The organism is Streptomyces beigongshangae (assembly GCF_019710745.1).
Classification (GTDB): Bacteria; Actinomycetota; Actinomycetes; order Streptomycetales; family Streptomycetaceae; genus Streptomyces; species Streptomyces beigongshangae.
In genome coordinates, this window is record NZ_JAHKJW010000025.1 from 1 (window position 1) to 26,242 (window position 26,242).

General features: G+C 68.5%; 26 protein-coding genes and 9 pseudogenes. 19 read left to right on the forward strand and 16 right to left on the reverse strand.

Annotation, left to right across the window (positions count from 1 at the left end):
- Window positions 1-63: 63 nt before the first annotated feature.
- Window positions 64-579 carry a DciA family protein gene (locus KM933_RS20455; RefSeq protein WP_221354251.1) on the reverse strand — a complete coding sequence of 172 codons (516 nt, stop codon included), beginning with the start codon at window positions 577-579 and terminating at the stop codon, window positions 64-66.
- 122 nt (window positions 580-701) lie between these two features.
- On the opposite strand from KM933_RS20455, the gene KM933_RS20460 reads away from it, so the two are divergent.
- The gene (locus tag KM933_RS20460) at window positions 702-1,661 is read left to right on the forward strand and encodes an SMI1/KNR4 family protein (RefSeq protein WP_221354254.1); all 960 of its coding nucleotides are present in this window, start codon (window positions 702-704) and stop codon (window positions 1,659-1,661) included.
- Between the two features lie 167 nt (window positions 1,662-1,828).
- Here KM933_RS20460 and KM933_RS20465 read toward each other — a convergent pair whose 3' ends face one another.
- Window positions 1,829-2,338, reverse strand: coding sequence for a PIN domain-containing protein (locus tag KM933_RS20465; protein WP_221354256.1), 510 nt, complete (start codon window positions 2,336-2,338; stop codon window positions 1,829-1,831).
- Window positions 2,339-2,530: 192 nt separating this feature from the next.
- Between KM933_RS20465 and KM933_RS20470 the strand changes: the two genes are divergently transcribed.
- From KM933_RS20470 to KM933_RS20480, 3 genes are all read left to right on the forward strand, one after another.
- Window positions 2,531-3,472: a phosphotransferase family protein gene (locus KM933_RS20470; protein WP_221354258.1), complete on the forward strand. Its 942-nt coding sequence runs from the start codon at window positions 2,531-2,533 to the stop codon at window positions 3,470-3,472.
- 165 nt (window positions 3,473-3,637) lie between these two features.
- Window positions 3,638-4,114, forward strand: a complete 477-nt coding sequence (locus KM933_RS20475) for a DDE-type integrase/transposase/recombinase (protein ID WP_221354401.1) — start codon at window positions 3,638-3,640, stop codon at window positions 4,112-4,114.
- A gap of 199 nt (window positions 4,115-4,313) precedes the next feature.
- Window positions 4,314-5,063, forward strand: a complete 750-nt coding sequence (locus KM933_RS20480) for a class I SAM-dependent methyltransferase (protein ID WP_221354260.1) — start codon at window positions 4,314-4,316, stop codon at window positions 5,061-5,063.
- 18 nt (window positions 5,064-5,081) lie between these two features.
- On the opposite strand, the pseudogene KM933_RS20485 reads toward KM933_RS20480, so the two are convergent.
- The 4 genes and pseudogenes from KM933_RS20485 to KM933_RS20500 form a co-directional block, all read right to left on the reverse strand.
- Window positions 5,082-5,894: pseudogene (locus KM933_RS20485) on the reverse strand (IS5 family transposase); the annotation flags it as partial.
- Window positions 5,895-5,902: 8 nt separating this feature from the next.
- Window positions 5,903-6,955 (reverse strand): annotated as a pseudogene (locus tag KM933_RS20490) (transposase); the annotation flags it as partial.
- Complete coding sequence (locus KM933_RS20495) at window positions 6,955-9,135, reverse strand: 2Fe-2S iron-sulfur cluster-binding protein (RefSeq protein WP_260333872.1); 2,181 nt, start codon at window positions 9,133-9,135, stop codon at window positions 6,955-6,957. The gene KM933_RS20495 and the pseudogene KM933_RS20490, both read right to left, overlap by 1 nt.
- Before the next feature lie 29 nt (window positions 9,136-9,164).
- The gene (locus tag KM933_RS20500; protein ID WP_221354403.1) at window positions 9,165-9,929 is read right to left on the reverse strand and encodes a siderophore-interacting protein; all 765 of its coding nucleotides are present in this window, start codon (window positions 9,927-9,929) and stop codon (window positions 9,165-9,167) included.
- Between the two features lie 147 nt (window positions 9,930-10,076).
- Between KM933_RS20500 and KM933_RS20505 the strand changes: the two genes are divergently transcribed.
- Window positions 10,077-10,697, forward strand: coding sequence for a TetR/AcrR family transcriptional regulator (locus tag KM933_RS20505; protein ID WP_221354264.1), 621 nt, complete (start codon window positions 10,077-10,079; stop codon window positions 10,695-10,697).
- Window positions 10,698-11,354: 657 nt separating this feature from the next.
- On the opposite strand, the gene KM933_RS20510 is transcribed toward KM933_RS20505, so the two are convergent.
- Window positions 11,355-12,368: a saccharopine dehydrogenase family protein gene (locus KM933_RS20510; protein WP_221354266.1), complete on the reverse strand. Its 1,014-nt coding sequence runs from the start codon at window positions 12,366-12,368 to the stop codon at window positions 11,355-11,357.
- Window positions 12,369-12,452: 84 nt separating this feature from the next.
- Here KM933_RS20510 and KM933_RS20515 point away from each other — a divergent pair, with 84 nt between their 5' ends.
- From KM933_RS20515 to KM933_RS20540, 6 genes and pseudogenes are all read left to right on the forward strand, one after another.
- Window positions 12,453-13,043, forward strand: a complete 591-nt coding sequence (locus KM933_RS20515) for a TetR/AcrR family transcriptional regulator (RefSeq protein WP_221354268.1) — start codon at window positions 12,453-12,455, stop codon at window positions 13,041-13,043.
- A gap of 18 nt (window positions 13,044-13,061) precedes the next feature.
- A complete protein-coding gene (locus KM933_RS40610; protein ID WP_221354270.1) occupies window positions 13,062-13,805 on the forward strand; it encodes a hypothetical protein in 744 nt (247 codons plus the stop codon).
- A gap of 259 nt (window positions 13,806-14,064) precedes the next feature.
- Window positions 14,065-14,313: pseudogene (locus tag KM933_RS20525) on the forward strand (IS5/IS1182 family transposase); the annotation flags it as partial.
- Window positions 14,314-14,351: 38 nt separating this feature from the next.
- A pseudogene (locus KM933_RS20530) lies at window positions 14,352-15,088 on the forward strand (IS256 family transposase); the annotation flags it as partial.
- Between the two features lie 202 nt (window positions 15,089-15,290).
- The gene (locus KM933_RS20535; RefSeq protein ID WP_308013474.1) at window positions 15,291-16,295 is read left to right on the forward strand and encodes a helix-turn-helix domain-containing protein; all 1,005 of its coding nucleotides are present in this window, start codon (window positions 15,291-15,293) and stop codon (window positions 16,293-16,295) included.
- A gap of 528 nt (window positions 16,296-16,823) precedes the next feature.
- Window positions 16,824-17,222: a hypothetical protein gene (locus tag KM933_RS20540; RefSeq protein ID WP_260333873.1), complete on the forward strand. Its 399-nt coding sequence runs from the start codon at window positions 16,824-16,826 to the stop codon at window positions 17,220-17,222.
- Window positions 17,223-17,374: 152 nt separating this feature from the next.
- On the opposite strand, the pseudogene KM933_RS20545 reads toward KM933_RS20540, so the two are convergent.
- Both KM933_RS20545 and KM933_RS20550 read right to left on the reverse strand, forming a co-directional pair.
- Window positions 17,375-18,148: pseudogene (locus KM933_RS20545) on the reverse strand (transposase).
- Between the two features lie 43 nt (window positions 18,149-18,191).
- Window positions 18,192-18,338, reverse strand: coding sequence for a transposase (locus KM933_RS20550; RefSeq protein ID WP_308013475.1), 147 nt, complete (start codon window positions 18,336-18,338; stop codon window positions 18,192-18,194).
- Between the two features lie 185 nt (window positions 18,339-18,523).
- Here KM933_RS20550 and KM933_RS40615 point away from each other — a divergent pair, with 185 nt between their 5' ends.
- The 3 genes and pseudogenes from KM933_RS40615 (at window position 18,524) to KM933_RS40305 (ending at window position 19,535) form a co-directional block, all read left to right on the forward strand.
- Window positions 18,524-18,910, forward strand: a complete 387-nt coding sequence (locus KM933_RS40615) for a helix-turn-helix domain-containing protein (protein ID WP_488269384.1) — start codon at window positions 18,524-18,526, stop codon at window positions 18,908-18,910.
- A pseudogene (locus tag KM933_RS40300) lies at window positions 18,829-19,242 on the forward strand (hypothetical protein); the annotation flags it as partial. The gene KM933_RS40615 and the pseudogene KM933_RS40300, both read left to right, overlap by 82 nt.
- A 2-nt stretch (window positions 19,243-19,244) precedes the next feature.
- On the forward strand, window positions 19,245-19,535 hold the full coding sequence (locus KM933_RS40305; protein ID WP_308013487.1) for a transposase: 291 nt from the start codon (window positions 19,245-19,247) through the stop codon (window positions 19,533-19,535).
- A gap of 72 nt (window positions 19,536-19,607) precedes the next feature.
- On the opposite strand, the gene KM933_RS40490 is transcribed toward KM933_RS40305, so the two are convergent.
- From KM933_RS40490 to KM933_RS39455, 3 genes and pseudogenes are all read right to left on the reverse strand, one after another.
- Complete coding sequence (locus tag KM933_RS40490; RefSeq protein WP_347355172.1) at window positions 19,608-19,817, reverse strand: GNAT family N-acetyltransferase; 210 nt, start codon at window positions 19,815-19,817, stop codon at window positions 19,608-19,610.
- Window positions 19,742-20,188, reverse strand: a complete 447-nt coding sequence (locus KM933_RS20565) for a GNAT family N-acetyltransferase (RefSeq protein WP_260333888.1) — start codon at window positions 20,186-20,188, stop codon at window positions 19,742-19,744. Before KM933_RS20565 ends, KM933_RS40490 begins: the two co-directional genes overlap by 76 nt.
- A 142-nt stretch (window positions 20,189-20,330) precedes the next feature.
- Window positions 20,331-20,643, reverse strand: a pseudogene (locus KM933_RS39455) (integrase); the annotation flags it as partial.
- Between the two features lie 436 nt (window positions 20,644-21,079).
- Between KM933_RS39455 and KM933_RS20570 the strand changes: the two are divergent.
- The 3 genes and pseudogenes from KM933_RS20570 to KM933_RS20580 form a co-directional block, all read left to right on the forward strand.
- Window positions 21,080-21,358: a hypothetical protein gene (locus KM933_RS20570; RefSeq protein ID WP_221354276.1), complete on the forward strand. Its 279-nt coding sequence runs from the start codon at window positions 21,080-21,082 to the stop codon at window positions 21,356-21,358.
- 35 nt (window positions 21,359-21,393) lie between these two features.
- Window positions 21,394-21,792, forward strand: coding sequence for a cytochrome P450 (locus KM933_RS20575; protein ID WP_221354278.1), 399 nt, complete (start codon window positions 21,394-21,396; stop codon window positions 21,790-21,792).
- A 211-nt stretch (window positions 21,793-22,003) separates the two neighbouring features.
- A pseudogene (locus KM933_RS20580) lies at window positions 22,004-22,501 on the forward strand (LacI family DNA-binding transcriptional regulator); the annotation flags it as partial.
- 88 nt (window positions 22,502-22,589) lie between these two features.
- Here the strand turns inward: KM933_RS20580 and KM933_RS20585 are convergent.
- A complete protein-coding gene (locus KM933_RS20585; RefSeq protein WP_221354280.1) occupies window positions 22,590-22,952 on the reverse strand; it encodes a hypothetical protein in 363 nt (120 codons plus the stop codon).
- Between the two features lie 293 nt (window positions 22,953-23,245).
- Complete coding sequence (locus KM933_RS40620) at window positions 23,246-23,485, reverse strand: HAD family hydrolase (RefSeq protein WP_221354408.1); 240 nt, start codon at window positions 23,483-23,485, stop codon at window positions 23,246-23,248.
- 586 nt (window positions 23,486-24,071) lie between these two features.
- On the opposite strand from KM933_RS40620, the gene KM933_RS20595 reads away from it, so the two are divergent.
- On the forward strand, window positions 24,072-24,287 hold the full coding sequence (locus KM933_RS20595) for a hypothetical protein (RefSeq protein ID WP_221354283.1): 216 nt from the start codon (window positions 24,072-24,074) through the stop codon (window positions 24,285-24,287).
- A 7-nt stretch (window positions 24,288-24,294) separates the two neighbouring features.
- On the opposite strand, the gene KM933_RS20600 is transcribed toward KM933_RS20595, so the two are convergent.
- The gene (locus KM933_RS20600) at window positions 24,295-24,624 is read right to left on the reverse strand and encodes a hypothetical protein (protein ID WP_221354284.1); all 330 of its coding nucleotides are present in this window, start codon (window positions 24,622-24,624) and stop codon (window positions 24,295-24,297) included.
- A gap of 575 nt (window positions 24,625-25,199) precedes the next feature.
- Here KM933_RS20600 and KM933_RS20605 point away from each other — a divergent pair.
- Complete coding sequence (locus KM933_RS20605) at window positions 25,200-25,511, forward strand: hypothetical protein (protein WP_221354286.1); 312 nt, start codon at window positions 25,200-25,202, stop codon at window positions 25,509-25,511.
- Window positions 25,512-25,940: 429 nt separating this feature from the next.
- On the opposite strand, the pseudogene KM933_RS39460 reads toward KM933_RS20605, so the two are convergent.
- A pseudogene (locus KM933_RS39460) lies at window positions 25,941-26,180 on the reverse strand (transposase); the annotation flags it as partial.
- Window positions 26,181-26,242 lie beyond the last annotated feature (62 nt).

The following is a 26,242-nucleotide window of genomic DNA, read 5'->3' on the forward strand; positions in this document are numbered from 1 at the left end:
AATTCCTGCCAGGTCAGGGCGTCGACCTGGGCCATGGACAACTCGCGCGCCCGGGCCCGGACGTCAGTGATATTGGAGGTAGATTTCCGGTGAATGGCACAAAGCCATCGGAGATGGCCGAATACCGCATACAGGAACGGCTCGCGTCGCCCAGGCCGTCGAATCCGGGCACACAGTGAGTTGGCCGGAGTCGGGGTCGTACGACACGGCGGCGTGCCCGGCGAGTTCGGGGGTGACAGCCGCCCACCGATCCCGCAGCGTCGCGCCGGCGGCCGGGAGCTCCCAGGCCCGCTCGGTGACCAGCGCGCCGAGCCCGAGCGGCTCGCGCCCGTCACGACGTACGGAGGTGCCGGTGCGCCGCTTGGGCTTCTTCGTCTGGAGGGCGCCGTTCTTCTCCGCCGCCTCCCGGGCCGCGATGAGAGCCTGGCAGGCGAGGTCGACGCCGCTCAGCTCGGTGCTTATGCGATCACCGCCCCGGCCGCGTCGCCGTCCAGCGGACGCGCGGCGAGCCGGTCCGGCTACGGTGCGGGGTACTTTCTCGAATCGGTTCACATGTAGGGGACTTGCGCTGCTGATCATGATTGCAGCCGACTGCCCCGCTCCGGAGGAGCGGATCGCGCCGCGCCACCCGCCGGTGTTCGCGCAGGCCTACTGTATGAAGGGGTACCGCCCTCCGTCCGACACGCAAGGAGCATCAGGCCGTGAAGGTCGAGATCCAGCCGGACGTACGTGACACCGCAGCCCGCCTCGGGACAGACGTTTCCTACGCGCTGAAGGCCCTTGCAGGTCAGCTGGCCGGCGATCCTGATATGGGCCGGCCCTCAGGACTGCCCGGCATCCTGACTGTCATGATCGACGATGACATGTTCGATGACTGCCCCGACCTGTCCGTCGGCTACATCCGCGAGCCGGACCGGATCGAGATCCGGTTCCTGAAGGCGCTGCCCGCTGCCGTCGAGCCCTCCGGGAACATCCATGGCCAGGAGCAGGCACAGGGTCAGAGCGGGGATCGGCCCGGCGGCCCTGCTGCTGCCACCGCGGTCACTGTGCGGGAGGTCACCGATGCCTGGCGGCGCATTACCGGCCGGCTGGAGCATCATGCCCCCGTTTCCTATGCTGCCCTCCGCCCCGGCGCCGGCCCTGCTTCCATCGCCGCCCTGGAAGACGCTCTCGGCATCCCGGTACCCGTCGAGCTGCACGTCCTGTGGCTGCTGACCGCAGGCGATGAGGGGGGCAACGGCTGGGGATGTCTTCCAGGCAACAAGGCTCTGATGACCCTGGAGGCCGTGGCGGCCGCCTACCGGCTGAAGATGGACGCTCAGGCCCACGAGGACACCCTCAACGCCGGCCGCCCCGAAGAGGAGCAGATCACTGTGTGGAAGGCCACCTGGATCCCGGTGGTTTCCCTGGGCCCGGCCGACAGCACCTCGGGGCTGTATCTGGACGTGGAGAGCGGCCACCTGGGCCGGTGGTCCCGCTACAACGAAGGTCCTGGTGAAGTGCTCGACACGTTGGTCACCTACCTGGAAGAGGCCGCCGACCTGCTCGAAGCCCCCGACCTGGCGACGGGAGACAGACCTGGCCTGATCGATGGGGCACTGGTGTGGCTCAGCAGCATCGACCCGGCGCAGGAAGACCGGTGGCGGCCCTGGACCGGCTGACCGCACGCGGGAAAGGAGGACCGGCCAGCTCCGCGGCCGGTCCTCCCTTCCCCGGTTCGGTTTTCAGGTGTCGGTGCTCAGGGCCATGTCAGCCGATCTTGCGCCAGGTGCAGGTAGCGGTGGTTGACGTGCAGTGCTCGAACCCTGGAAGGGTGACGAAGAACCCGTCACCGTCCAACATCCACCACGCCGGTACCGGGAACCCGTTGAACGCCCGCTGGTTCTGCGTGCTCGAAATGGCTGCGCGTCCGTACCGCTCGGACCGTTCGTTGCGGCGCGCGTGTCTGCGAGGAGGCCGAAGTTCGCTGAGCCGTCGCCCATCTTGTCGGTGAGAACTGGGCGCATTTGGTGCCTGATGTCACAAGGTTGACGCTCTTGGGGTAGCCGCCGGACTCATGGGTGTGCGACTGCCACAGCTCCAGTGCTCGCTCCAGGTCGAACCGGCCGCCGCTCTCACGGTGCCGGTCGGCCAGCACCCGCGGCACTTCGTCCCACACGTGAACCGGGATCAGGCACCGCACCGTCCCGGCCCGCGCCCCGGCGACGAACGACGACGGTTCCCGCCGCGTGGTGGCCGCGATGACGTCCGAGGTCAGTACAGAGGTGTCCAATAGCGCGCGGCGCAGCGGCCCGCGCTGGTACAGGGTGCGCCGTCCGGCCGGCACCAGTTCACTCATCCGCGCATCGTGGTGCGGGCGTTGACCGGCTTGTGCGGAATTCCGGTGCTGTGCGGGGACTGCACCGACCGCGCTCGACTTCTACCTAGAACCTGCTGCTGAAGAAGGCATACCAGGCGTTCTCCGTCGGCGCTCTCCCCACCACCCGTATTTCGCTCGCGACGTCCGCCCTGGCGCATCTACGGTTTCAGCATGTCCGCTGCAACAGCGCTGCCGCCGGCGATGGCCGAGGAACTCCTGTATCCCGTCCTTCCCGCTGCGTCCGTCGGGGAGATCGTTCTGCGTACTGGTGGGGAGCTGAGCACGATCTTCGAGGTCCGGTTCGTCGGGGCGGCCGAGCCGGTCGTAATCAAGATCTATGACGATCAATGGCGCTGGAAACAGGAGAAGGAGATCTACGTCTACCAGCTGCTTCAGCAGCACGGTGTCGGGCCGGTGCCGGCCGTGTTGCACCATGGGGACGCCGACAACGCGCTCGGGCGCTGCTACACGGTGATGACGATGCTCAGGGGCCAGCCGTTGTCCGCCGTCAGCCACGCCCTCGACAGGGCATCGCTGCGGGAGATCTACCGCCAGATCGGGGGCTGCATGGCTGCGGTCCACCAGATCCCGCAGGGCGCCTACGGATACCTCACCACGCGGGTTTTGGATCCCGAGCCGACGAACACCGCCTATATGACAAGGCAGTTCCACAAGAAGCTCAGGGAGTACGCCGATCACAGGGGCGATGCGGCGCTCGCGACGGCCATCGAAGCGAAGGTCGCTCGGCAGGCTGACCTGCTCGGCGCGTGCCGGCATGCCGTGTTGTGCCACAACGACTTCCACGAGGGCAACGTCCTGGTCGCCGAGGAGGGCAGCGGATGGCAGGTCAGCGGCTTCATCGACGTGGAGAACGCGATCGCCGCGGATCCGCTGATGGACGTGGCCAAGACCGACTACTACTCCGTCCACGACGACCAGGACAAGCGCGAAGCGCTCTGCGACGGCTACGGCACGCTGCCCGCCGACTGGAGCGAACGGGTCAGCCTCTACCGCCTCTACCACGCTCTGGAGCTGTGGGACTGGTTCGCCTCCATCGGCAACACGGCGCCGTTGGAGAGCATCACCGACGACATCCGGCGGATGACGGCCTGATCTTGAGTACCGAATACAGGTGGTGAACCACCGGCACCTCGCCGAAGAAAACGACACCTTGCCGGCGACGCCCTACCTGAACACCCAACGGCGGGGCGTCGCCGTCGGAGTCCATGGGCATCGTGAACGTCGCCTTCGTCGGCATTTTCAACACCGGGCACGAAACTGGTCGGTGACCTCACCTGCATCCCCACCGGCGAGGGCTGGCTGTGTCTGGCGACCCGCGAGATCGTCGGCTACTCGATGGCCGACCACCACCGTGCCTCCCTGGTGGTCGACGCACTGACGATGGCCGCCGGCCGCAGCGACCTCCAGCCCGGCTGCGTCGTGCACTCGGACCGCGGAGCGGAGTACACCGCTGACGAACTCCGCCGGGAAGCAGGCCGGTTGGGGCTGCGGCAGAGCATGGGACGAACTGGCGCGTGCTACGACAATGCCGCCGCGGAGAGCTTCTTCGCGCTGCTGAAAGCGGAGATCGGCACCCGCCGCTGGCCCGACCGGATTACCGACCGCGCTGAGATCTTCACCTCCATCGAGACCTTCTACAACCGCAAGCGGCTGCGGAGGCATCCAGTCTGGGGCTACCTCACCCCGCTGGAGACCCGGCAGCGACACGAGCAAGAACACGCCCTCGTAACGTAAGCATCGAGTGTCCAACATCACGGGGAAACTTCAGAGAGGGGCACGTCACGTCATGCGTTTGGCCGGGAAATAGATCGGCACCGGTGCTTCTCGGGGTACGGCCGTTGGGCTGAGTAAGGGCTCGCGGTGGCGCGCCCTCATCTCGGCTGTGGCGAAAGTGCGTTGACGTTCCTCGGACGGTGGTCAATCATCGTTACTCATGCTTCAAAGTGAGATTTGGGATGACCAGGCCGCTCAGGGCTATGACTCCCCTGGGACCGGCATGTTCGCACCGGAGGTGCTGGGGCCGACGGTGGACCGCCTGGTGGAGTTGACCGAGGGTGGGAGGGCGCTGGAGTTCGCCATCGGGACCGGCCGGGTGGCAGTGCCGCTCGCGAAGCGGGGAGTCCCGGTCAGTGGCATCGAACTGTCGAAGCCGATGATAGATCAGCTCCGCACCAAAGCAGACGAGGCGACCATCCCGGTTGTTGTCGGAGACATGGCCACTGCGCGAGTCCCGGGTGAGTTCCAACTCGTCTACCTCGTCTACAACACCATCTCGAACCTGCTCACGCAGGCCGAGCAGGTCGCTTGTTTCCGAAACGCCGCACGCCACCTCGCGCCAGGCGGGCGGTTCGTCGTCGAGCTGTGGGTACCCGAGGTTCGCAAGTTGCCTCCGGGCCAGCAGGCCGTGGTCTGGGAGTCGGCCACGGGCTATATCGGGCTCCACACCTACGACGTCCTGCGCCAGCAGGTCGTCTCGCACCATTTCCGGTTCGACGCCGAGGCCGGCCGTGAGGCCCGGCTGTTCCGCAGCCCACACCGTTACATCTGGCCGAGCGAACTTGACCTGATGGCCGAGCTGGCCGGAATGACGCTGGAGTCCAGGCACGCCGACTGGACCGGGGAGGAATTCACAGCAGAGTCGCGTTCTCACGTCTCCGTCTACCGGACGGCCGCCTCGCTCTGACCGGGCAAGTCTGCGATGTCAGCGGCTCGTGACTGTCAGGTCACGCGCGTGTATCGGGCTGTACTGACTGAGGGTGCGGGTGAGGTCTTTGATCCAGATCATCGAAGCGCGCAGGTACAGCCCTGCGAGGTAGCTGCGAGGAGTCTTGTCGTACCAGGGGGGCGATGCCCCGCCAGACTTTGAGCTTGTTGATCAGGCGCTCGACGGTGTTCCTCTCTTCGTAGAGCTCAGCATCGTGGCCGACGGGGCGACCGCCTCTGGAATCTGTCTTCTTCCGGTTGGCGGCCTGGTCCTTCTTCTCCGGGATGACCGCCTTGATGCCGCGTTGCCGCAGGTGGGCCCGGTTGCCGCGCGATGAGTGGGCTTTGTCCCCGGCGGCCGCGTCCGGCCGGGTGAGGGGGCGGCCGACGGGCCCGCGGACTCTGATCTTCCTCAGTACGGGGATGAACTGTGGGCTGTCCGCGGCCTGCCCCGCGGTCAGGACGGACGCCAGCGGGCGACACTTGCAGTCGGCAGCGAGGTGGACCTTGCTGGTCTGCCCACCCCTGGAGCGTCCCAGGAGGGCGGCCTTCAGTCGGAGCTTCCGCCGCCGCCGGATCCGCCGTCGCTCCTTCCGCTCGGGATCGCTCTCAACGGCCTGCCCGTTATGTTCTTCGAGGCCACTCCGTTTGGCCTGGCCTTCTCCTCCTCGGCGCCGGCTTTCCCCAGGGTGATGAGGACGTCCTCGTCCAGATGCATCCCGGCAGCGTCGTGGTGAGCCCGCACGGTGGTGGAGTCGATACTGACCAACGACAGGTCCATCTCGCCCCGCATCCCGGCTTCGGCGATCAGCTTGCCATTCATGGTCTGAGTTGTTCTCGTTCAGTGATGCTCTCGGGTCGTCGCACGGTCTTTCCCACGTCGTAGCGGGTGGCGGGCCGCTGGTTCTTCGAGCCAAGTGGCCTGCCGGGACCGGGTGTTGATGGTTCCGGTGCACGGGCCGGACAGCGCAGGTGCGGACGGAGGTTCCGAAACCCCCGGCGGACTCGGGCCGGGGTGAGTCGGCCAGGCACTGCGGGCTTCTCCCACGGTCTCCGTAAATCGGCGGCGGCCTCTCGCAGGAGGCGGATCTGGGTATGCGCGGCGATGATCATCCAGGTCCAGCGTTCGCCGGCCTCGGGGGTCCGCAGCTTCGGACGGGTCCACCCGAGGGTCTGTTCCATCAGCCTGAAGAGGTGCTCGATGTCGAATCTCCTCAGGAACGCCTGCCAGCGCACGTCGACGTCCTCGCTGCTTAGACCGGTGGCGGACGACCAGAGCCAGAGCGGGAGCGGCTCGCCCCCGCTGGGCAGACGGTCGGCCTGGAGGCGGATCAGCGTGCCCTCGATGATGAGGAGTTCACCGACATGGTCGATCCAGGCGGAACGGGTGGTCGGGCGGGGGTGGAGGCGGTCCCAGGACATCGCGCGGGCGGTGCCGTACCGGTCGGTGACCTGCACGGTGGCCTCGTCCGGCTCGCCCCAGGTGTCCGGCTTGGCGAAGCGGAACTCTTTGCCGTGCTTCGGCCGTCGACCGCCCTGGGGATAGGCCAGGGCGTACTCCTTGAGCGTGGGTGTCGGCCGTCGCATGACGCGGTCGGAGCGCATCCGTCCGAGTACTTCGACCGGGAGGCCGGTCAGGAGGTGGGCCATGCGCGGTGCGTCGTAGCCGGCATCGAAGACGACGAGGATGTCGCGGTCGCCGACGTGCCAGCGGCCCATCTCGATCAGGTCCGTGACCACTCGCCGGAGCTGGGCGGCGGTCACTGCGGCGACATCGTCCTCGGGCCCGAGACGGACGGCGTCGAGAAACTGGCACCAGGACGTCCGGCCCGACTCCAGGACGGCGACGAAGGAGTACGGCCAGCCGGCGATCACGGTTCCGCAATGTCGAGGGTGACCTTCGACAGGGGGCAGCTCACGCACGTCAGGATATAGCCGTCGGCTTGCTGCTCTGGCGTGAGGCAGTTTGGCTCGTTCTGCGCGACTTCTCCGCTGCGAAGTCGCACCATGCAGTCGCCGCAGTTCCCGACCGTGCAGGAGTACGGCATCGGCAGCCCCGCGTCGAGTCCCGCGTCAAGCAGTGTCTGGCCGGGCTCGACCACCACCGTGCCGACGGCGTGCCCGCCCTCTTCGACGGTCATCTCCCACGGCGCCGTCACCGCGGTCCCGGTGCCCGCTCCACCGGCGAAGCGCTCCTGGTGCACCAGCTCGACCGGGACTCCCAGTCCGGTCACGACGCTCTGGACGGCATCCATCAGCGGTTCGGGACCGCAGGTGTAGTAGTGAGCGTCCCTGGCCGGGACCAGGCCGGTGATCCAGCGGCGTATGCCGTCGGCGTCGAGCCGCCCGTCGCGGCGGGTCAGGACGTGGGTGACCTTGAGCCGGTCGGGATGGTCCTTCGCCAGCCGGGTCAGCTCATCGGCGAAGATGATCTCGTCCGTGCTGCGGCTGCTGTAGAGGAGCGCGATCCGGTCGCGGCCCTGCCGGTCGGCGAGCCGGGTGCGGATCATGCTCATCATCGGTGTCACGCCGCTGCCCGCCGCGACGAGCACGATCTCGTCCGGGGGCTGTGGCTCGGTGTGGAAGGACCCCGACGGGCCGCGCACCGCGAGGCGGTCCCCGGCCCGCAGGCTCCGGTGTACGTGGGTGGAGAACCGGCCGCCGTCGATGTGCTTGACGGTGACCTCCAGTTGAGACGCCCCGGGTGCCGACGAGGCCGAATAGGCCCGTCGTACCGGGCGTCCGTCGATGTCGGCGACAAGGGTGAAGAACTGGCCGGGCCGGAAGTCGAACGATCCCGGGTTCCGGTCGGCGTCCTCAAGCACGAGGGTGACCGCGGTCGGTGTCTCTGTGCGCACCTCGGTAACGCGCACCTCCCGCAGCGAGCTCCCCGTCCCTGCGTTCTTCGTCCCGCCGTCGTCGGCGGGACGTCGGCGCAGGAAGCCACGGCGCCGCCCTTCCTTGCTGGGCTCGACGTCCTCGTAGCCCTCCTTGCGCAGCCCCGAGCGGTAGAGGCGGTTTGTCGCCAGCCGTAGCAGCCGGGCCACCCCGGGGATCGCCCCGACGAGCTTCAGCAGCAAGGCAGGTGGACCGTCCTCGGCGTTGGCCGAACCGACGGCGAGGTGTTCTCCCGCAAGCGCTATCAGATCCGGCGTCGTGCTCCGGTCGAGGTGCGCGCCGGGGGTCCACAGCCGTGAGCGGGCCACGGCGTCGTTGCCGGTCACCTCGGCGTGCTCGACGTCGATGAGCAGCGCCAGGTGCGGGGGCATCCCGCGCAGCGCCATCGTCTCCAGCAGCGCGGGATCGTCCGTGATCGCGCCACGGCCGCGGACGTGCAGCACACCGCTGCGCCCCGGTACGAGCGCGGCGAACGAGAGCCGGTCGTCCTGCAACAGGTTGTGGAGCGTGTCGGCGCGTTTGTTGCCCTTGCGGTCCGGGATGACGAGCGTGCGGCTGTCCAGGATCCGCGCCACCGTCTGCCGGTCCCCGCGCGGACTCGTGTCGCTCCCACCGGAGCGGTCCCACGTGGACAACGCGAGGAACGGTGCTGCGGCCAGGAACTCGACGACGCCGGGCCGGCACAGGGGACCGTCTTCCGCGATCTCGGTGGCCGGCCCGGCCGGGGCGGGCGGCTGCCACAGGCGGGACCGGAGTACCGCCTGCGCGCAGTGCACGTACGCCTCCGCGATGTCGACGGTCGTCTCCGCACCCTTCCGCGCGGCCACCGAGCCGTTGACACGCAGGATCTCCCCGATGCCCGGCAGGAGGAAGAAGAAGGAGACAGGCCCGTGCGGGTCGCCGGGCCCGGGCAGGGAGAACGAGATCCGCTTGGGCGAGTGGACGCGTACGAAGCCCGGCGTGCCGCCGATGAAGGTCGTCCTGCTGGTGCCGTCGGCATCCCGGTAACCGAGGGCCGCGACCGGGCACAGGGCGAGGACGGTCCGGCAGCCCTCGTCGAGGGCACTGATCTGCTTGAGCAGGACCGCCGACGCCGGGCGGCCGACGGTGGCCTCGACCTCGTCCACCGTCGTCAGCCGACCCAGGATGCTCAACTGGTTTTCTTGCTGCACAAGGGTTCCTTTCAGCCGGGGGTCGACCGGCCCAGGCGCCAGTAGCCGATGAACGAGATGTCCCGCTTGGGCACGCCACGGTCGTTGACCAGATGCCGCCGCACCGTCGTGGCCAGCCGGGACTCGCCCGCGACCCAGGTGTAGAAGCGCCCGGACGGCAGCGACGCGCGGCGCACCGCGTCCAGCGCCAGGGTGCCGGGCCGCAGGTCTTCGTCGTCGCGGCTGAGCCAGTGGACGCGGACGCCGGCGGGAGCGTCGACGGACCGGATGTCGGCCGCGGCCGCCACTTCCAGGTAGACCTCCGTGGCCAGCGAGGGCGGTGTTCCGTCGAGGATCGACAGGACAGCGGGCAGCGCGGTCTCGTCGCCGACCAGCAGCTGCCCCTCCGCGTGCTCCGGCAGCCGGTACACGGTGCCGATGTCGAAGATGCCCGCCGGGTCGCCCGGCTCGGCCCGGCGCACCCAGGACGACATGGGCGAGTCACCGTGCACGGCGAACTCGATGTCGATCTCGGCAGCCGCAGGACGCGCGCGCCGGATCGTCAGGTTGCGGACCCACGGACGCACGGACTTCGGCAGCAGCATCAGCTGGGCGATCCATGCCTCGTTCGAGACGGTCGGCATCCGCAACGCGGTCTGCCCCTCGCGTGGGAAGAACAGGCGAACCGCCTGGTCGTTTCCGGCGACGACCAGGTCCCGTACGGCCGGGCCGCCGAGGGTGAGGCTCGCGAAGCCCGGCGTGAGGAACTCACGGCGGCGCACCTCCAGCGTGATCATCGTGCGTGACTCGGGCAGGTACACCTTAGGGATCACGGCCTGCCCTCCACGTCTGGCATGGCCTTGTTTTCGCAGCTCATGGCACTATTGTGAGTAATAGCTCAGCTGTTTGGCTACTCGCTTTCCGCGCCTTGAGGAGGCCCCCGGATGCCGTCAACCGACCGCCGTCTTCAGCCACGTCGCAAGCCCCGTCAGGTGCGCGCAGAACTCACTCGCGACCGCGTCCTCACCGCGGCTGCTCACGTTTTCGCCGAGCACGGTTACGCCTCGGGGACCACCAACCGCATCGCCGAGCGCGCCCGTATCTCCATCGGCTCGCTCTACCAGTACTTCCCGAACAAGGACGCCATCCTGGCCGAGCTGCTGGTGCGGCACATCGACCGCGGCACGTGGACGCAGGCCGAGCAGCTCGACCTCTCCCCCGGGAGCCTGGAGGCCACGGTGCGGGCCCTGGTCGGCGACGCGATCGCCAACCACCGCGACGATCCGCAGCTGCTGCGGATCATGATCGAGGAGGCGCCGGTCTCGCAGGAACTGCTCGACACGATCGCCCGACACGAAAGGAAGCGCGTCGATCAGGTGCGCGACCTCCTCGCCCGCCATCCCGACGTCCACATACAAGACCTCGACCCCGCTGCCGAGTTGATCGTGTTCACCGTGGAGACGAACACGCACAAGCTCATGGCCTACCCGCGGACCACCCCGGTCGAGACGTTCGAGAACGAACTGGTGGCCATGGTCACTCGCTATCTGCGCGGCGATCAGTAGCCGATCACGCGCAGCGCCGACGAGGTCAAGGGAGAGCCAAAGCGGTCCCGGCAACAAGCATCTGCTGTCGAGACCCCGCGCTCTTCAGAACACTCGCCGAACGGGAACCCGTAGCTCTTGCGCCCTGTACGGGTACCACCCGGATCCTTGGCCTTGTCCAAGATTCCCGACAGCGTCAGGCACTAATTGGGTTTCAACAAGCAGCCCGATCTGCTCCGGATGCCCGCCTTTCGGTCTGGCGACGGTATGCCCGGAGCGCAGGCGCACGCAGTCCGAACGGGTACCGCCGCCGACACCGTTCGGACGAGGTGCACCCGGGCGCGCTGCGGTCTTGGCCATGGCGGACAGCAGCCCGTCGGCCGGGGGCGGACATGTGGCGGGTGACGTACGGATGGCCGCTGAGATCGACGGTGCCCGTGTGCCGCAGCACGTTGTCGCCGGCTCGTGGAAGACATGCTCAACCGCCAGGCAGACCCGGTCGGTCATGGTCGTCACCGCAGCGAGCGCGGCGGGACGCGGGAGGGGCCGTCCCCGGGCAACTCGGTCCGCTCCCTGTCGCACGGCACAAGAGTGTCAGTGGTGCAGTACTGGCCGAGGGTGCGGTTGTAGGCGCTCCTTGAGTTCGGACAGGGCACCACGGTCGCTCTGACAGGACGTTCAGCTGCCCCCGGGTGCGCCGACGAAGGTGGCGCCGGTCTCCACCATCCGCTCGACTGCGTAGGCGGGGTCGAGCAGCGACTCAGGGGTGTGGATGCCGGGCGGGGCGGCTTTGCCGCGCAGACCGAGCAGGCGCTCTACACCGAGGGCGATGGAGAGCGCGGTCAGGGGGCGCTGCCCTGCCGGGTGGACCAGGTAGCGACTCGTGCTGAGCGGCGCACCTTCTGGACCCACTCCTTCGAGGTCGATCCGGACCTCGAAGGAGGCAGGTCCGCCGCGGTGCCGACCCGTGGATTCACCGACGGCGAAGTCGAAGCGGACATTCGGTGCCCCCGTCGCGAGGGCGAGACTCGGTACGTCGAGGACGGCGATGCTCCGGCCGGGCAGGACGGTGCCGTTGGCACCGGACACATCCGCCTGCGCGTCGGGGCCTGTGACCCAGGCGAAGACGCCGTCACGGCGAACAAGACCCGCCGAGGTGGCGGTGGACCAGCGTTCCAGATCCGCTGTTCCGGCGGGCCCGCCGATGTCCTGCTCGTCCAGTACGGCGCCGATCCGGACGGCATCGATCCGGTCGAACTCCCGGGCCGAGTGCAGGACCGAGAGGACGACGGCACCGGCGCAGAAGTGGCTGGCCACCAAGACCGGTGAGGCACTCGCCCGCTGGGCGCTCGCGATGACCTCCGGTGCGATCTCCACCAGGCCGCTGGAGATGCTGAGGTACGGCACCGCGTGGTCCTGCGCGTATCGCAGCCCGTGCAGTCGGTCGTCCCACAGTGCGGCGACCACCGCCGAGTAGCCGTGACCGGCCGGCAGGCCGAGATCGTTGCGTCCCAGATCGACGGTCACGGCCGTTGCGGCGCCGAGCTCGTCGGCCACCCGCTGTGCGCGGTCGATGTCGCGCCCCGCGATCGTCAGCGGCAGCGCCGGATGCCATCGGCGCAGGAAGGCGGCGGTCCCCGCGCCCGCCTGGCCCGAGCCGCCCAAGATCAGTACTGATTCCGGCTGTCCCACGATGGGTTCTCCTCACATCCATGAAGCTACATTTTGTAGCCTACTTTTTGTAGCCTAAACTGCGATGTGACACAAGGGAGGACCATGGCCACCACATCGACCCGCCTGTCCAAGCAGGCCAGGCGGGAGCAGCTGCTCGACACCGCCGTCGCGCTCGTGCGCACCCGGGGCGCCGACGGTCTGACTCTGGTCACCCTCGCGGAGGCGGCCGGGGTGAGCAGGCCGATCGCGTACGACCACTTCGGCACGCGTCCCGGCCTGCTGCTCGCGCTCTACCGACGGCTCGACGAACGCCACCGGGCCGCGATCGCACAGACGTTGCAGGATGCCGCACCCACCGCCGGCGAGGTCGCCCGCGCCATCAGCACCGCATACTTCGCCTGCGCCACCGATATGCCGGAACTCAACGCCGTTTCCGGCGCGTTGAAGGGAAATCCGGAGATGGAGACGGTCCAGCACGAGCTGATGGACAGCTACACGGACCTGATGACCGCCGCGCTGCTGCCGTACTCCCGCCTCTCCCCCGAAGCCCTGCGGCTGCGCTGTGCCGGTGTGCTGGGGGCGGCCGAGGCAATCGCCGTCCAGTTGAACCGGGAGCGGGCGACCGCCGACGACTCGGTCGCCGCACTGACCGACCTGATCGTGGGCAGCCTGGCCGCCACTGCCGACCGCTAGTGTGGCGCGCCTGAAATCATGAGCTTAAGTCTGTCGCTGGTCATCGGTGGCTGGAGGGGTGACCTTGGTGAGGTAGTCGGCGAGGGATTCGAGGATCCCGTCGGCGGTCTTGGTCCAGGTGAAGGGCCTGGGGTTCTCGTTCCACGAGGCGATCCAAGCCCTTATGTCATCCCATCCTCCAGCGCCTTCACCGAGGTGTGGACGCCGCGGCGGATGAGCTTGTCGGTCAGCAGGCCGAACCATGTCCGGGACGTCCTGGACAGCTCCCTCGACGACGTGATCCATATCAGCCCCAGGACTCTGGAGGAGTCCCAGGCCATATTGCAGCACCGGGTCCCCGGGCTGTCCGTGCCGTTCATCGCGCTGGCGCACTGCCTGTCGGGAGGCATCACCAGGGATCTGATCCGCTATACACGCCGCATCGTCATGGTTCCCGGCGTCACAGGGTGGCGGCTGCGTGAGCTGGCCCGGGAACTGCTGTTACAGGAACTGCAGGAGACTCTCTCGGGCTTCCGGGTGCGGCTCAGCGAAACTCGCACAGACCACCGCCTGGAGGAACTCCGTTCCGCTGTGTCCCAGCTGAGGGAGCGCCGTGAGGGCGGCCAGACCCCGCTCCTGTACGAGACCGTGCAACACCTGCTCGACATCACGACTATGCCCCCGGGCACCCCCAGAAGCACATGCGGAAAACACCCGGCGGACGTGGAACGAGCTGGGCGCCTACACCGACTTCGTCCTGACTCTCCTTGCGTTCTTCGCTGACAAGGAAACCTTTCCGGCCCCGCGCATGTTCACCGAGGTGGGATACGACGGAATGCTGCAACGGCTAACTGAGGCACGTCTCGAACCGGCCGTCTCACCGGCAGGGGCCCAACTGTTGCTCAACCGGTTGCACCGCCTGGGACCTGCCGCCCCGCATCTCCCGCGACACCACCGCGTGACTCCCTCGCAGTAGCGCGCCGTGCTGGTGACCGAAGCCGCCGCCATGGTGCAGCGACAGTTCAGACGGCTGGAGCTGGGCGACCGCGGCTGCGACCACGACAAGTACCGCCGCATGGTCCGCAGCCTCGGAGTGAAGCCACTGATCGCTCGACGCGGCACCGAGCACGGCTCCGGAGTGGGCACCCAGCGCCGGGGCGTCGAGCGCGCCTTCGCCCGCCTGCACGGCTTCCGACGCCTGCGCATCCGCTGGGAGATACGCGACGACATCCACGAAACGTTCCTCACCCTCGGATGCGCGCTCATCTGCTGGCGAGGGAGTGTCCGATAGACGGCGGATCCGATGATCAAGGAGACGCCTGAAATGAGTTCGTGGATGCGATCAACGTGAAGATCCGTGATGGCAAGGTCGCCAACCGGCCCGTCTGCGTCGTGATGGCCGTCACCGTCGAGGGTACCTGCGACATCTTCGGCATCTGGGCCGGTGATGTCGGTGAGGGCGCCGAACACTGGCTCCAGGTCTTCACCGAGCTGAAGAATCGCGGGATTGAGGACGTCTCCTCATGCTCGTCCGCGACGCACTGAAGGGCCTGCCCGACGCCGTCGGGACAGTCTGGCCCCGAACTGTCGCCCAGACATGCATCGTTCACCTGATTCGCAACAGCATCCGCTACTGCGCCCGCCAGGACCGGGACAAGGTCTCCAAGAACCTCAAGCCCGTCTGCACCGCGCCGGGCGAGGCCGCCGCGACCGAACGGTTCCTGGAGTTCTCCAAGAAGTGGGGAGCCAAGTATCCGGCCGTGATCAAGCCGTGGTCGGACGCCTGGGCCGAGATGGTGCCCTTCCTCTCCTTCGACGTCGAGATCCGCAAGGTCATCTGCAGCACGAACGCGATCGAGAGCGTGAACGCCCGCATCCGCAAGGCGGTCCGAGCACGCGGGCACTTCCCGAACGAGGCCGCCGCGTTGAAGTGCGTCTACATGGCGCTGACGAGCCTGGACCCGACCGGCAAGGGCCCGCGCCGCTGGACGATGCGCTGGAAGGCGCCACTGAACACCTTCCAGATCGCCTTCGAAGGACGCCTCACCCCCACCACCAGCCACTGACCCCCAACAACCAAGATCAGCCATTGACTGGACACACCCCTTTCACGCAAACCCCGGAGCCCTTGAACGTGACATCGCGGAAGGTCCGGAAAGGGCGTAGCGGGCCCTGCTCGTCGCGTCGGACACTTTCGTAGTCGCCACGGAGGCGGCGGCCGGGACTGCCACCGCAGCGGAGGGTGTCTCTGTTGCGTGACAGGGGGCTGTGGTGCTGCGCATACATTTCACTGCGGAGGATCTGGCCCGCACCAGGGTGGCCGCTACCCTCGGGGCCGCCGCGGAGACGTATTACGGCCTGGAGATGCTGTGCCTGCGTTCTCTCCCGCTGCCCTTTCAGCGGTGGCGCTCCAGCGTGACTGGTCGGCTGAGCAAGGACGCCGGGCCCCTCACAGCACTGCTGCCAATCCGGGGCCCGGGTCTTGACCTGCTGGCGCTGGCCGGCGACTCGCCTGACATCGACCACGCCGTGGAGGCTCTGCTGCGAGCACCTCGCGTCCTTGTGCGCCGCGAGCTGGAATCTGTCACTGTCGATCCCGCCCACATGCCATGGGCGCGGGCCGTCGCCGACGGGGACAGCGACGCCCGGCGGTTGTTGGCAGCCGGTCTCGTAGCCTGTCATCAAGCGATGGTCGCACCGTACTGGGCGGCCTCTCGGGCGCGGCTGGACGCCGTGCGCGCGCAGTACGCCCGCACGTTCCTGGAAGGGGGAGTCGACGCTCTGCTGGCCTCCCTGAGCCCTCAGCTGGTGCGCTGGCGCCCACCCGTGCTGGAAGTGCGCTACCCCCGCCCGGTTGAGGTCCACCTGGGTGGTAAAGGACTGATCCTGGCGCCAACCCTCTTCCTCTGGCGCCAATTCAGCTTGCTGCACGACCCGTACGATGACGCAGCGGTGCCGCGGCTGACCGTCCCCGCGGTAACCGACCCGTCCAGCAGCACTGCGCTGTGGCACCCCCGGGGCATAAGGGCTGACGAGGCCCTGGGGGCCCTGCTCGGACATACCCGGGCTGCAGCGCTGCGTGCGGCAGCCGACGGCTGCAGCACCACCGAACTGGCCGCGCGACTCGGCATCTCCCCGCCCGCCGCCAGCCAGCACACCAAGGCGCTGCGCGACGCGCTCCTGATCACCACCAGCCGGCGCGGTAGTTCCGTACTGCACACAGCCACCACCCTGGGCCGGGAACTGCTGGACGGAACCGGCGGCGCAGCGTGACCGCGGCCCCTTAAGCCCTGACTTAAAGGGATGGCTGCCCGTGCCCGCAGCCCGGAGCATTCCTAGCATTCGGCATGTCCGGGGATGCCTGGTGCCGGACTCTCAAAGGCAGGCCACCTGCGGCACGAGGGACGCGTATGACCGCTTCACCCATCTCAACGAGATCACCAGGTACAAATTTCGTCCCCACCCCTTCGCACGTCCAGTTCTTGCCATATCTCAAGTGCCCTCTGCAGCGGGTGCCGGCGATGTTGGGCTCCGCGGGGGCAGGGCCATACAGCCGAGCCGACTTCCACCTTGCGCCGATCGCGGCGGATGCTGCCGTCCGGCCGGGCAGCGGGTGACTGCGCGAGCGGCTACCTGAGGGTGCCGTCTTGCTGGCACCGCTCCTCTCGGTAGCCGAACGATGACCATGCAGCCAGACCAACAAGCGCTTCTCGCCGATGTGGCGAAGGCTCATCCCATCGAAAGACAGCTATCACCATGGGGTCCAGCTTTACTCAGTGCAACCGATCAGAGGGGAATCGCATGATCTACGCATCTCAGGAAGTACGAACGGCGTCACCTGCGCGGCGACGGCTGGCGGCGACCGCGGTCGGCCTCGCCGGGATTCTCGCCGCAGGGCTGGTCACCGCAGCACCGGCCAGCGCTGCAGTGAAGTCCACGTGCGGTAGCCACATCTGCGTGGCGACCGCCTATCAGGGCACCCGCTATGTCCAGGACATCACTGTCTGGACCAGGGATGGGCTGCCGGGAACGCTGCGGGCCTTCGCGGGCAGTTTCAGTGACCGGCGGCCGAACGATGACAGCCACCGGTTCGTGGTCAACCGCGAGCTCGGGCAGCCTGGGAGTGGGCGTCTGGCCGTCTGTGGCGGGCTGGACCGCAGTGGCAGGGTCATCGAGAATCACTGCGTTCTGATCCCTTGATCCGACCGCCCCGTTCTCTCGCAGTGCGCCGGGGCAGGCGCGCGACCATCACACAGCCGACCGGCTGCCGCCGAGGGGAATAGCGACATCGGACTGTAGACGGTGTCCCGTAAATGGGATGCGTCATGCGGGTTGACCTGTTTGTTTGCCTGTCATCCGGTGAGGGTGGGGTTGTGCAGGCGGGCGATGCCGAGCATGGCGTGGTGGACGCCGTCGCCTCTGAGGCGGCAGTCGCGCAGGATCTTCCGGCTCTTCATGCGGGCGAAGGTGTGCTCGATGCGGGCGCGGACCTTGCGGTGGGAGGCGTTGTGCTCCCCCTTCCAGGGCGGCAGTTTCTCGTCCTTGTGCCGGTGGTGGTGCGGGATGGTCAGGCCGGTGCCCCGGTAGCCGCCGTCGGCGATCACCGTGGGGGTGGTGCAGATGGCGGCCTTCGTGCCGGGGTCCTCCCGGGCCCGGCAGTCGTTGCGGTTGCCGGGCAAGGCTTGCCGACAGCGACGGCCAGGCGGGAGTCGGCGTCGATGACGTCCTGATGAGTCGTGGAGTGGCGGTAGTTCTTGCTGGAGGCGGCCACGGCCCGGTCGCGGGTGGGTACCGGCGTGCCGTCCACGATCAGCACGGTGGCCTTGCGGAACCTGCGCCGGGGCTGGAGGGCGAGAGCCGGCCCGAGGTGGCCGACGATCCGGTCGGCCGCCGCCTTCGAGACGCCGAACAGCGGGACGAGCCGGCGCAGGGTGAGGTTGGTGCGCCAGTACGCGGCCACCAGCAGCACCCGGTCCTCAAGCGGCAGCGACCACGGCCGGCCTTTGCGCACCGGATCGGCTCCCTCACGCCGCAGCGCAGTGATCAGCTTGTTGAACTGCCACGGGCTCAGCCCGGTGAACGGGGGTTGTCCAGGAAGGCTCTGACGCCGTGATCACATCAGCCACGGCGAGATCATCTCACCTCTGACCAGCAGTTACGGGACAACCTCTAGGGGGCACCGGTCCGGGTCCGCCACCGTATGCCGTCCATGAGCTGCCGCCGCGTCCACACCGGCGGACGGCCCGGCTTGATGCCTTGCGGCAGCAACGGCTCCATCTGGGCCCACTGGCCGTTCGTCAGATCGCCACGTCCCACAGGACGTGATCATCAACGAACAAGATCCACTTTCGCAACAGGCCCTACTGAGGTTTTCGTCAGTTCTGTGGGTGCAGGGGCTTGGGTGGTGTGAGGATCCGGCTGTGCCTTTGCAGTCCGAGTCTGAGGCTTGTGCAGGAGCCGTTTCGCCGTTGACGCGGCCGCAGTTGGCCGAGGCGCGTCGTATGCGTGCGGCCGAGATGTTCGAGCGGGGGTGTACGCAGCCCGAGGTCGCGCGGGCGGTGGGGGTCTGTCTGGAGAGCGTGCGGCGGTGGAGACGCGTGTGGGAGCAGGAGGGAACTGCAGCTCTGCGGCGGCGCCCGGCCGGTGGTCGGCCGCCCAAGCTGGATGACGCGCAGGCCGCTGCGGTCCGCCAGGCTTTGGAGCAGGGCGCCCAGGCGCACGGGTTCGAGGCGGACCTGTGGACCCTGGAACGGGTGGGCGTGGTGGTTGAGCGGGTGAGCGGGGTGACGTTGGCGCGGGCATCGGTATGGCGTCTGCTGACCGGCCGGCCGGCTGGGGTGGAGTCTGCAGCGGCCCCGGCGTCAGGCCGCCGAAGGGGACGAGTGTGAGATCGCCCGGTGGGTCGCCCACGAGTGGCCGCGCATCAAAAAAAGGGGCGGTGAACAAACGTGCCTGGATCGTGTTCTTCGACGAATCGGGCGTGTCGCTGCTGCCTCAGGTGCGCCGCACCTACGCGCCCCGCGGGCGCACTCCCCTCCTGCGGCACCGGCTGAACCGGAAACGAGCCGGAATGGCCGCCGCGCTGGGCTACCACTGCGCCGACAGTGGACGCGGCCCGCGGCTGTGCTTCCACCTCAAGCCGGGCAGCTACGACACCACTTCCTTGATCACGGTGCTGGAGCAGATCAAGATCTTCTACGCCGGTGAACCGGTGGTGTTGGTGTGGGACGGGCTGTCGGCCCACTGGAGCCGGGGCATGCGGGCCTGGGTGGCCAGGCAGGACTGGCCACCCTGGAGCGGCTGCCGGCCTATGCACCCGAACCCAACCCGGTGGAAGGACTGTGGTCGGCCATCAAGACCCGCGAGTTGGCCAACCTCGCCGGCGACCACCTCGCCGATGTCGCCGACGCCGCCGAACGCGGCGTCCGCCGGGTCTGCTCCAGCGAGCAACTCCCGTACTCCTTCCTCACCCACACCGGACCGACAATAAGCCCCCAAACACCACAGAACTAACGAAAACCTCAGTAGCGACTCGGCTCGGAACGTTGGACGACCTCCAGGAGGGTTCACGTGCTCGGAGTGTGCTCAGTTCGGCAGCTTCGCTGCGTAGATCCAATCGAAGCCGTCGTATCCAGCGCCGTCGAGGTGTTCTGCCCGGGTCAGGCCGGCACGTACCGCCACGCGCTGGGAGGCAGCGTTGGCCGGCCGGACTCGGGCAATCAGCGGGAGGTCGGGAACGTGCCGAGACGCCCAGCTGGTGACTGCGATCGCGGCCTCGCCGGCGAAGCCCTNCAGCTGGTGACTGCGATCGCGGCCTCGCCGGCGAAGCCCTGGCCCCATGCCGAGGTGGCGAAACGGTAGAAGAGGTTGAGAACCTTCATCCCATTCAGTTCCATGGGCTTGACCCCGCAGAACCCCAGTTGCAGTGCAGAGTCATGGCGTCGGACAACCCAGTACCCGTATCCGCAGCTCTGCCACTGCTTGTTCCAGCGCTGATAGAGCTCCCTGGCTTCTTCGGGCCGGGCGAGGGCGTCGGAGGAATTGTGCAGACAGGTTGCGGGGTCACTGTGGATCGCAAAGATCGCATCGATGTCGGCTTCGGTCGGACGCCGCAGTGACAGTCGGGCGGTCAGCAGCTCTTCGCCTGCCAGGCTCCCATCGCTCATACGAAGATCGTAGAGCTGTATCAGGGGGCCCTGGCGGGGTATTCGGTCCACTGACGGACGGGTGAGTCGGGCGCAAAGTTGGTTTTCGGTTCGGCACGGGCGTTGCGCCAGTGCAGGTAGGCGCCGACGGCGGCGTTCTGCCGGTTACGGCCTTCAGGCCGGCGTCGGCCAGCAGGGCGTCGAAGGCGGCTGTGAACTTCGCGTCTCGGTCCCGGATCAGGAACCTGGCCCTGCTGCCCGCGTCCTCCAGGTCCATGGCGAGGTTGCGGCCGAGCTGCACGATCCACTGTGCGGTCGGGTGCGCGGTTGCGCGGTTGCGCGGTTGCGCGGTTGCGCCCAGGATCCGGACGCGCCGGCTGGAGTGCTCGATGACGGCGAAGACGTACAAGGCGCGCCCCGGTCAGTGTGCGGGTCTCGAAGAGGTCGCAGGCCAGCAGCACGTCGGCCCGCTCCCGGTGCGTGCGGCAGCTGACCGCCCTGATCACCACCGGCGGGGTGCCGCACCCGCACTTCCGGCAGCTGGCCGGCACGGGCGAGGGTCCGGCCGCCCAGATGGCCTGGCAGCGGGCCCTCGCAGACGTCCACGCCGCCTACCGGCCCAGCCCTCCCCCACCCGGCGCCCGGCGCCCGGCGCCCGGCCGCACGGAATCAGCCCATGGGCGGGCGCCCGCCCATGGGCTCGATCTTTCCCGGGCGCCGTGTGGGGGCCGGTAAGGTGGCGATCTTCGGGCGGCTCGACTCCCGGAGTCCCGGAGACGGCTGCCTGCCGCCGACTTCCTGCGCGGACGCCGGGCCTTGTGGTGGAGTGTGGGGCCTGTCGGTGAGCTTACGGTCCTGCTGGTTCACCGGCGCTTCCTTCGCCGCAGCCGCTACCCCAGGGGGTGGCTCGGGTTGAGGCCGGACCTGCCGTTCACCGCTGAGTTGGTCATCATCAAGGGCCACGAGGAACAGCGCATCGCGGTGAAGGACATCCAGATGTGGCCCTCCCATCTGGCCCTGCTGCCGGATCGCAGGTTCTTGCTGGTGAGCAGCCGCACCTCCCGAAGTGCGGCCGAGGATCTGTGGAAGCCCAATACGGTGCTGTTCTCCCCTTCGGGTACCCCTGAGGCCGAGTTCTGCGTCGGTGATGACATTCCCGCCCTGGTCACCGACTCCGGCGGGAGCATCTGAACGGCCTAGCCTGGCTGCGCGCCGATCTCACCCGGATGCCCGGGGCCGTCGAGGAGTTCCTGCGCTACGACTCCCCCATCTGTATGGCCACCACCCGCTTCACCACCGAGCCGGTGGACGTCGGCGGGGTGGAGATCCCGCAGGACGAGCTCGTGCTGCTGTCCCTCGGCGCGGCCAACCGCGACCCGGCGCGCTTCCAGGACCCCGACCGCCTCATCCTCGACCGCCGGGACGCCGGCCATCTCGCCTTCGGCGGTGGCATCCACCGCTGCCTCGGGGCCCTGCTCGGCAAGCTGGAGACCGAGATCGCGCTCACCGCGCTCCTCACCCGCTTCCCCGGAACGACCCTGGCCTGCCAGGAGCGCGACCTGCGCTGGCGCAACACGATGATGCTGCGCGGCTTGGAGGCGCTGCCCCTCACCCTGCGCCGCTGACCCCCGCCCTGACCGTGCCGCCCTCACCGCCTCCCGCACCGTCGTGGCCTGGGCCGAGCGGTCAAGGAGAACGGGACACGGGGTGCGCAGGGTGGAACCGCGCCAGACGTACGACAGGCGAACGGGCCGCCGACCGACGCCGATCCGCCGGTCCGCCGGTCAGGCGCCCGCCCGGGACCGTGAGATCGGGTGCCCTGGGGGTGGGGTGAATATGGTGAAGCGGCGCCCTGGCACCACGCCGACGCTGGAGGAAGTGGCCGCGCTTGCCGGGGTGGGGCGGGGCACGGTCTCCCGCGTCATCAACAACGCGACCGGTGTCAAGGAGTCGACCCGGCGTGCGGTGCAGCAGGCCATCGCCGAGCTGGGCTACGTGCCCGACCTGGCGGCCCGTTCACCGGCGGGGCGGCGCGCGGACGCCGTGGCGCTGGCGATCACCGAGAAGGACTGGCGCAAGTTCGGGGAGCCGTTCTTCTCGGAGGTGGTGCGCACGGTCGGCGACGCGCTGGCGGACACCTCGGTACAGCTGCTGCTCACCCTGGTCCGCTCGGACGCCGAGCGGACCAGGTTCGTCGAGTACGCGCGCGGCGGCCGGATCGACGGGGTGCTGCTGATGTCCGTGCACGCCGAGGACCCGCGGCCCGACATGCTCGCCGACGCCGGGCTGCCCACGGTGTGCTCGGCCGCCGGATACGGCCGCGGCTTCGGCGAGTCGTTCCCGTGGCAGCGGGCGTGACGTCGGCGCCGGTGCCGGGGCGGCGTTGTGGCGGACCTGTTGCCGCCCCGGCACCGGACCGGGCTCAAGAGACCCGTCTGACGGTCCAGGCGTTGTTGTTCAGGCTGGGCACCGAGGAGTAGCGGCAGCTCTGGCTGTAGTACTCGCGGATCTGGATCCAACCCGCCGGCTGGAACGTCGAGGCGCAGATCGCGACCTCGGTGCCGATCGGGTAGCCGTCCAGCTGCTTGATCTGCTTGCGGTTGGGCTCGAAGCCGCCGCACTGGGAACTGCTCGACCACGAGACGTCGGCCCAGCCGCTCGGCGTGAGCTGGCTGTGACAGATGCTCAGAGTGTCACCCGGGGCGGCTGACGCGGGTGCCGCGGTCAGGGTGACAGCGGCACCGGCCGCGGCAAGGGCCATCAGGATGTTCCGTGCAGCACTCATGAGGTCTCCCAGTGATGATGATCGGCGATCATGGCCGTGCGGACATCATTCTCGCGTGGCATGAACGCGTCGAACAGTGACTTTCGGGTCGGCGCATATCACCGAAAAACGGCGTTTGCCGGTGTCCACCCCGCTCTCGGCCGCCCCCGCGCACCGGATCCTCCGTACAGCGGGTCGCCGCCGGGTGCGGGCGGAGGTGCCGTCGTTCTCCTCGGGCACACCGGCCGCACACCACTGCGGCAGTGGTCATCGACCCGCACAGGGCGGACGCGGTCGCGCAGCACCGGCATCGCCTACGAAGCGGTACCTCGGACAACACCGATCACGTCGGCCTCAGCCACAGCCACACAACCCGCTCCGAGGGCGAGGACCCCGGCGGCGCGGGCCCCGGTCATGTCGGCGGGGCTGTCACCGACGAGTACCGCGTGCTGCGGGCCGACGCTCAGCTGGTTCAGGGCGAGGTGCAGTCCGTCGGGAGCCGGTTTGGGTGGAGCGTCCTGCCGGGTGACGACGACCTCCAGCAGCTCGGACAGGGCCTACGGCAGCAGCCACCGCAGACGGCCGGGGTCCTGGAGCGTGACCACGCCGGTGGCCACGCCCTGAGCGCGCAGGGCCAGCAGGCCGGAGAGCACCCCGGGAAACAGCTGGACGGGAGTGGCGGACAGGGCGCCGTCCCACTAGCGGTTGCACGCGTCGTACCCGGTCAGCCGACTGCCTTGCAGACAGGCGGCCGCCGGCCGCGGGAGGCCGCACCAACGGCATCCGGAAGGTGGATGCGGTCCGCTGGGCTGCCGGCACAGCGTGCAGGGCACGCCGTCGGTGCGGTCGGTGGTGGAACGCCGTGGGTCGACGGCAGCTCCTTTGCGGAGAGGGCAGCGCAAGGGGGACACCTGGGATGAGGGGGGCGGACTGCGGCGGCGGATGGTTCTGCAGATGGACCGGCCGCCCTGCGCTTCACCCCGACCAACGCCTCCTGGGCCAACCCGACCGAGGACCCCGGTCAGCAGCCGGACCTCCAGGTCTACCCGATGTGGCGCACCCCGGTCGCGGGCGTCTGCGCCGAGCTGGACCACTGCACCCGGGGCGGGCCGGTCCCGGTCCCGAGGACGCTGCTGCGCCGTGCCTACACCTACGACGTCTTCGGCGCCCTCCGCAAAGGCCGGCACCGGGGTACGCCATGTCCTCCTGCACGCCGACTCCGACACCATCCGGGCCCTCATCGAGAGCAGCATGGAGTTCGCCGACGGTGTCGTGCCGACCGGCGAGGGCGTTCGCACGTCCGGCCCCGTGCCCTCGTCCGCGGGCTCCCCGGACTTCGTCCCGCAGAGGGGGTGAAACCGGATCAGGCGTAGGTGCACCCGCGCATCTGCACCGCGGTGTCGGACAGCCAAGCCTCGGCGCAAGTGATTGTCTGATCGTAGTAATACCTGGGGAACATACCTCCCGAAGGAGGGACAGAAATAGGGTCAACGATCAGGACGCGGACGTGAAACACGTAAGGGCCGCCGTCGTCGATGAAGGGCGTGCAGTTCTCCACCGAGCCGAGAAAAGAAGCAGGAGGGGTGGGCGGCCTGTTCAGAACCTGCGTTCTGATCTTGTCGCAGGTGATGTCGGTCGCGGCGTGGACTTCCGGGGTAGTGGTTCCGAGAGTGCCGGCCGCAGCCGCAGTCACAGCCGCAGTGGTCAGAAGGCGACGTAAACAGACTCGCATGGTCCTCCTTGCGTGAACCCGGGACGGGCTTGTGTGAACCTGGGAGGCGGCATGGTGCGGTAGCGCGTCTGGAGTCTCTTTGCCTGCCGCCGCCCGCGCCAGGCAGGAATGAGGCAACTTCCGAAGGCTGACATACCTGCTCAGCGCTCTGACGACCCTCAACGACCCCGACCTGCACCACATCGTCCTGGGCCCCAACACCCGAACCGTCTGGTGGGCCTACGACAACAGTGTCGCCGACGAGGACGGCTGGACCATCCTCCACCTCTCCCCTGGGGCCGCCGCCGAGATGGCCTCGGACCAGCCCCACCTGATCCAGGACCGCATGGACAACCCGGAGTGGTACGCCGAGGGCAACGGCGACGTCGACACGGACCAGGAAGCGCTGGACGAGTGCACGGCCATCTTGCGACTGTCCCTGCCAGAGGAGCCGGACCGGGCCGCCTCGGGGATCGAGGCCAAGCGGCGGGCGCTCGGTATGGAGGGTGCGCTGTGGCAGCGGGCGTACGCCAGCCCGGCGCGGGACCTCGTCGGCAGTGAGCGCAGGAGGGAAGACCCGTGCCACCCGCCAGTTCGGCGTGACCGACGTACGGATTGGACGGATCATCCGCGAGGACGACCAGCGCCCAACAGCCAAGCAGACCACCGAAGGCAACAAGACAGTCCGCAAGGTGCCACACGACCAGCCCGGCTCCCTCGCGATGCTCCTCGACGCGAAAGTGGGCAGCGACGACCTCTTCTTCGACCTGCTCCGGTTCTTGAGCATGAAGGGTCTGGAGCGAGATCCCGCCCGGCTCGGTGGACTGGCGCAATCCTTTACAGAACAGGTCAGGACTCAGACTGGCTGAACCTGTCGCCTCCTGTTCCCGTCCCTGGCACGCGGACGGGAACAGGCGGGAGGCCCGACCGCCGCGATTTTGGCCTGTACCCCGGGGCGCCGACCGCGTTGCGCGCCGAGTGCCAGTGCACCTGGCATGGTTCCTCCCGTCCTGTCGGCGACAGCCCGGCGGCGGCTGCAGCCGCCGTGAAGGCCGACTGGGACAAGCACATCGCGGCAGAGACCGGGGCGACGTACCCGGTGGACGTAGCCAACGCACTGGACGACCTGTTCGCCCGGCTGCACGCGCTGGCCCAGGAGCACCCGCGCGCCGCCTTGGCCGCGCCGCGCGAGCCGGAGGAGCGAACCGAGGCGTTGAGGGTGTTCGCTGTGGCTCGCGCCCGGCACCGGAAGGTGCCCTGGCAGAAGGTCGCCGACGCGCTCGGAGTCACCCGCCAGTCCGCTCAGTGTCGATGCGCCCGAGGTCGAAGCCGCCGTACAACCCGCCGTGCCCACGCCGGTGTTCGGGCAACAGTGTCAGGTCGACAGGCGACTTCACCGGACCGCCCGCGCACAACACCGCGTCACACAACTCGAACAGCTCATCGCGCCGGGCGGTCAGACACGCATAGAACTCGCGTCTGAAGCGTGACGCTTGCGCGAACGCCTCCCGCCGGGGCCCGGATAGGAGCAGACCCATCTCCACGCCCTTCGTGCTGATCAGATACCTGAACCGATACGGCACACGATGGCGCGAAGGCC

Bases quoted from the DNA above. Each gene is read 5' to 3' on its own strand.
- KM933_RS20455 (WP_221354251.1), bottom strand. From the start codon at position 579: ATGATCAGCAGCGCAAGTCCCCTACATGTGAACCGATTCGAGAAAGTA.
- KM933_RS20465 (WP_221354256.1), bottom strand. From the start codon at position 2,338: ATGAGTGAACTGGTGCCGGCCGGACGGCGCACCCTGTACCAGCGCGGG.
- KM933_RS20470 (WP_221354258.1), top strand. From the start codon at position 2,531: ATGTCCGCTGCAACAGCGCTGCCGCCGGCGATGGCCGAGGAACTCCTG.
- KM933_RS20480 (WP_221354260.1), top strand. From the start codon at position 4,314: ATGCTTCAAAGTGAGATTTGGGATGACCAGGCCGCTCAGGGCTATGAC.
- KM933_RS20500 (WP_221354403.1), bottom strand. From the start codon at position 9,929: ATGATCACGCTGGAGGTGCGCCGCCGTGAGTTCCTCACGCCGGGCTTC.
- KM933_RS20505 (WP_221354264.1), top strand. From the start codon at position 10,077: ATGCCGTCAACCGACCGCCGTCTTCAGCCACGTCGCAAGCCCCGTCAG.
- KM933_RS20515 (WP_221354268.1), top strand. From the start codon at position 12,453: ATGGCCACCACATCGACCCGCCTGTCCAAGCAGGCCAGGCGGGAGCAG.
- KM933_RS40610 (WP_221354270.1), top strand. From the start codon at position 13,062: ATGAGCTTAAGTCTGTCGCTGGTCATCGGTGGCTGGAGGGGTGACCTT.
- KM933_RS20540 (WP_260333873.1), top strand. From the start codon at position 16,824: ATGATCTACGCATCTCAGGAAGTACGAACGGCGTCACCTGCGCGGCGA.
- KM933_RS40615 (WP_488269384.1), top strand. From the start codon at position 18,524: ATGCGTGCGGCCGAGATGTTCGAGCGGGGGTGTACGCAGCCCGAGGTC.
- KM933_RS20575 (WP_221354278.1), top strand. From the start codon at position 21,394: ATGCCCGGGGCCGTCGAGGAGTTCCTGCGCTACGACTCCCCCATCTGT.
- KM933_RS20585 (WP_221354280.1), bottom strand. From the start codon at position 22,952: ATGAGTGCTGCACGGAACATCCTGATGGCCCTTGCCGCGGCCGGTGCC.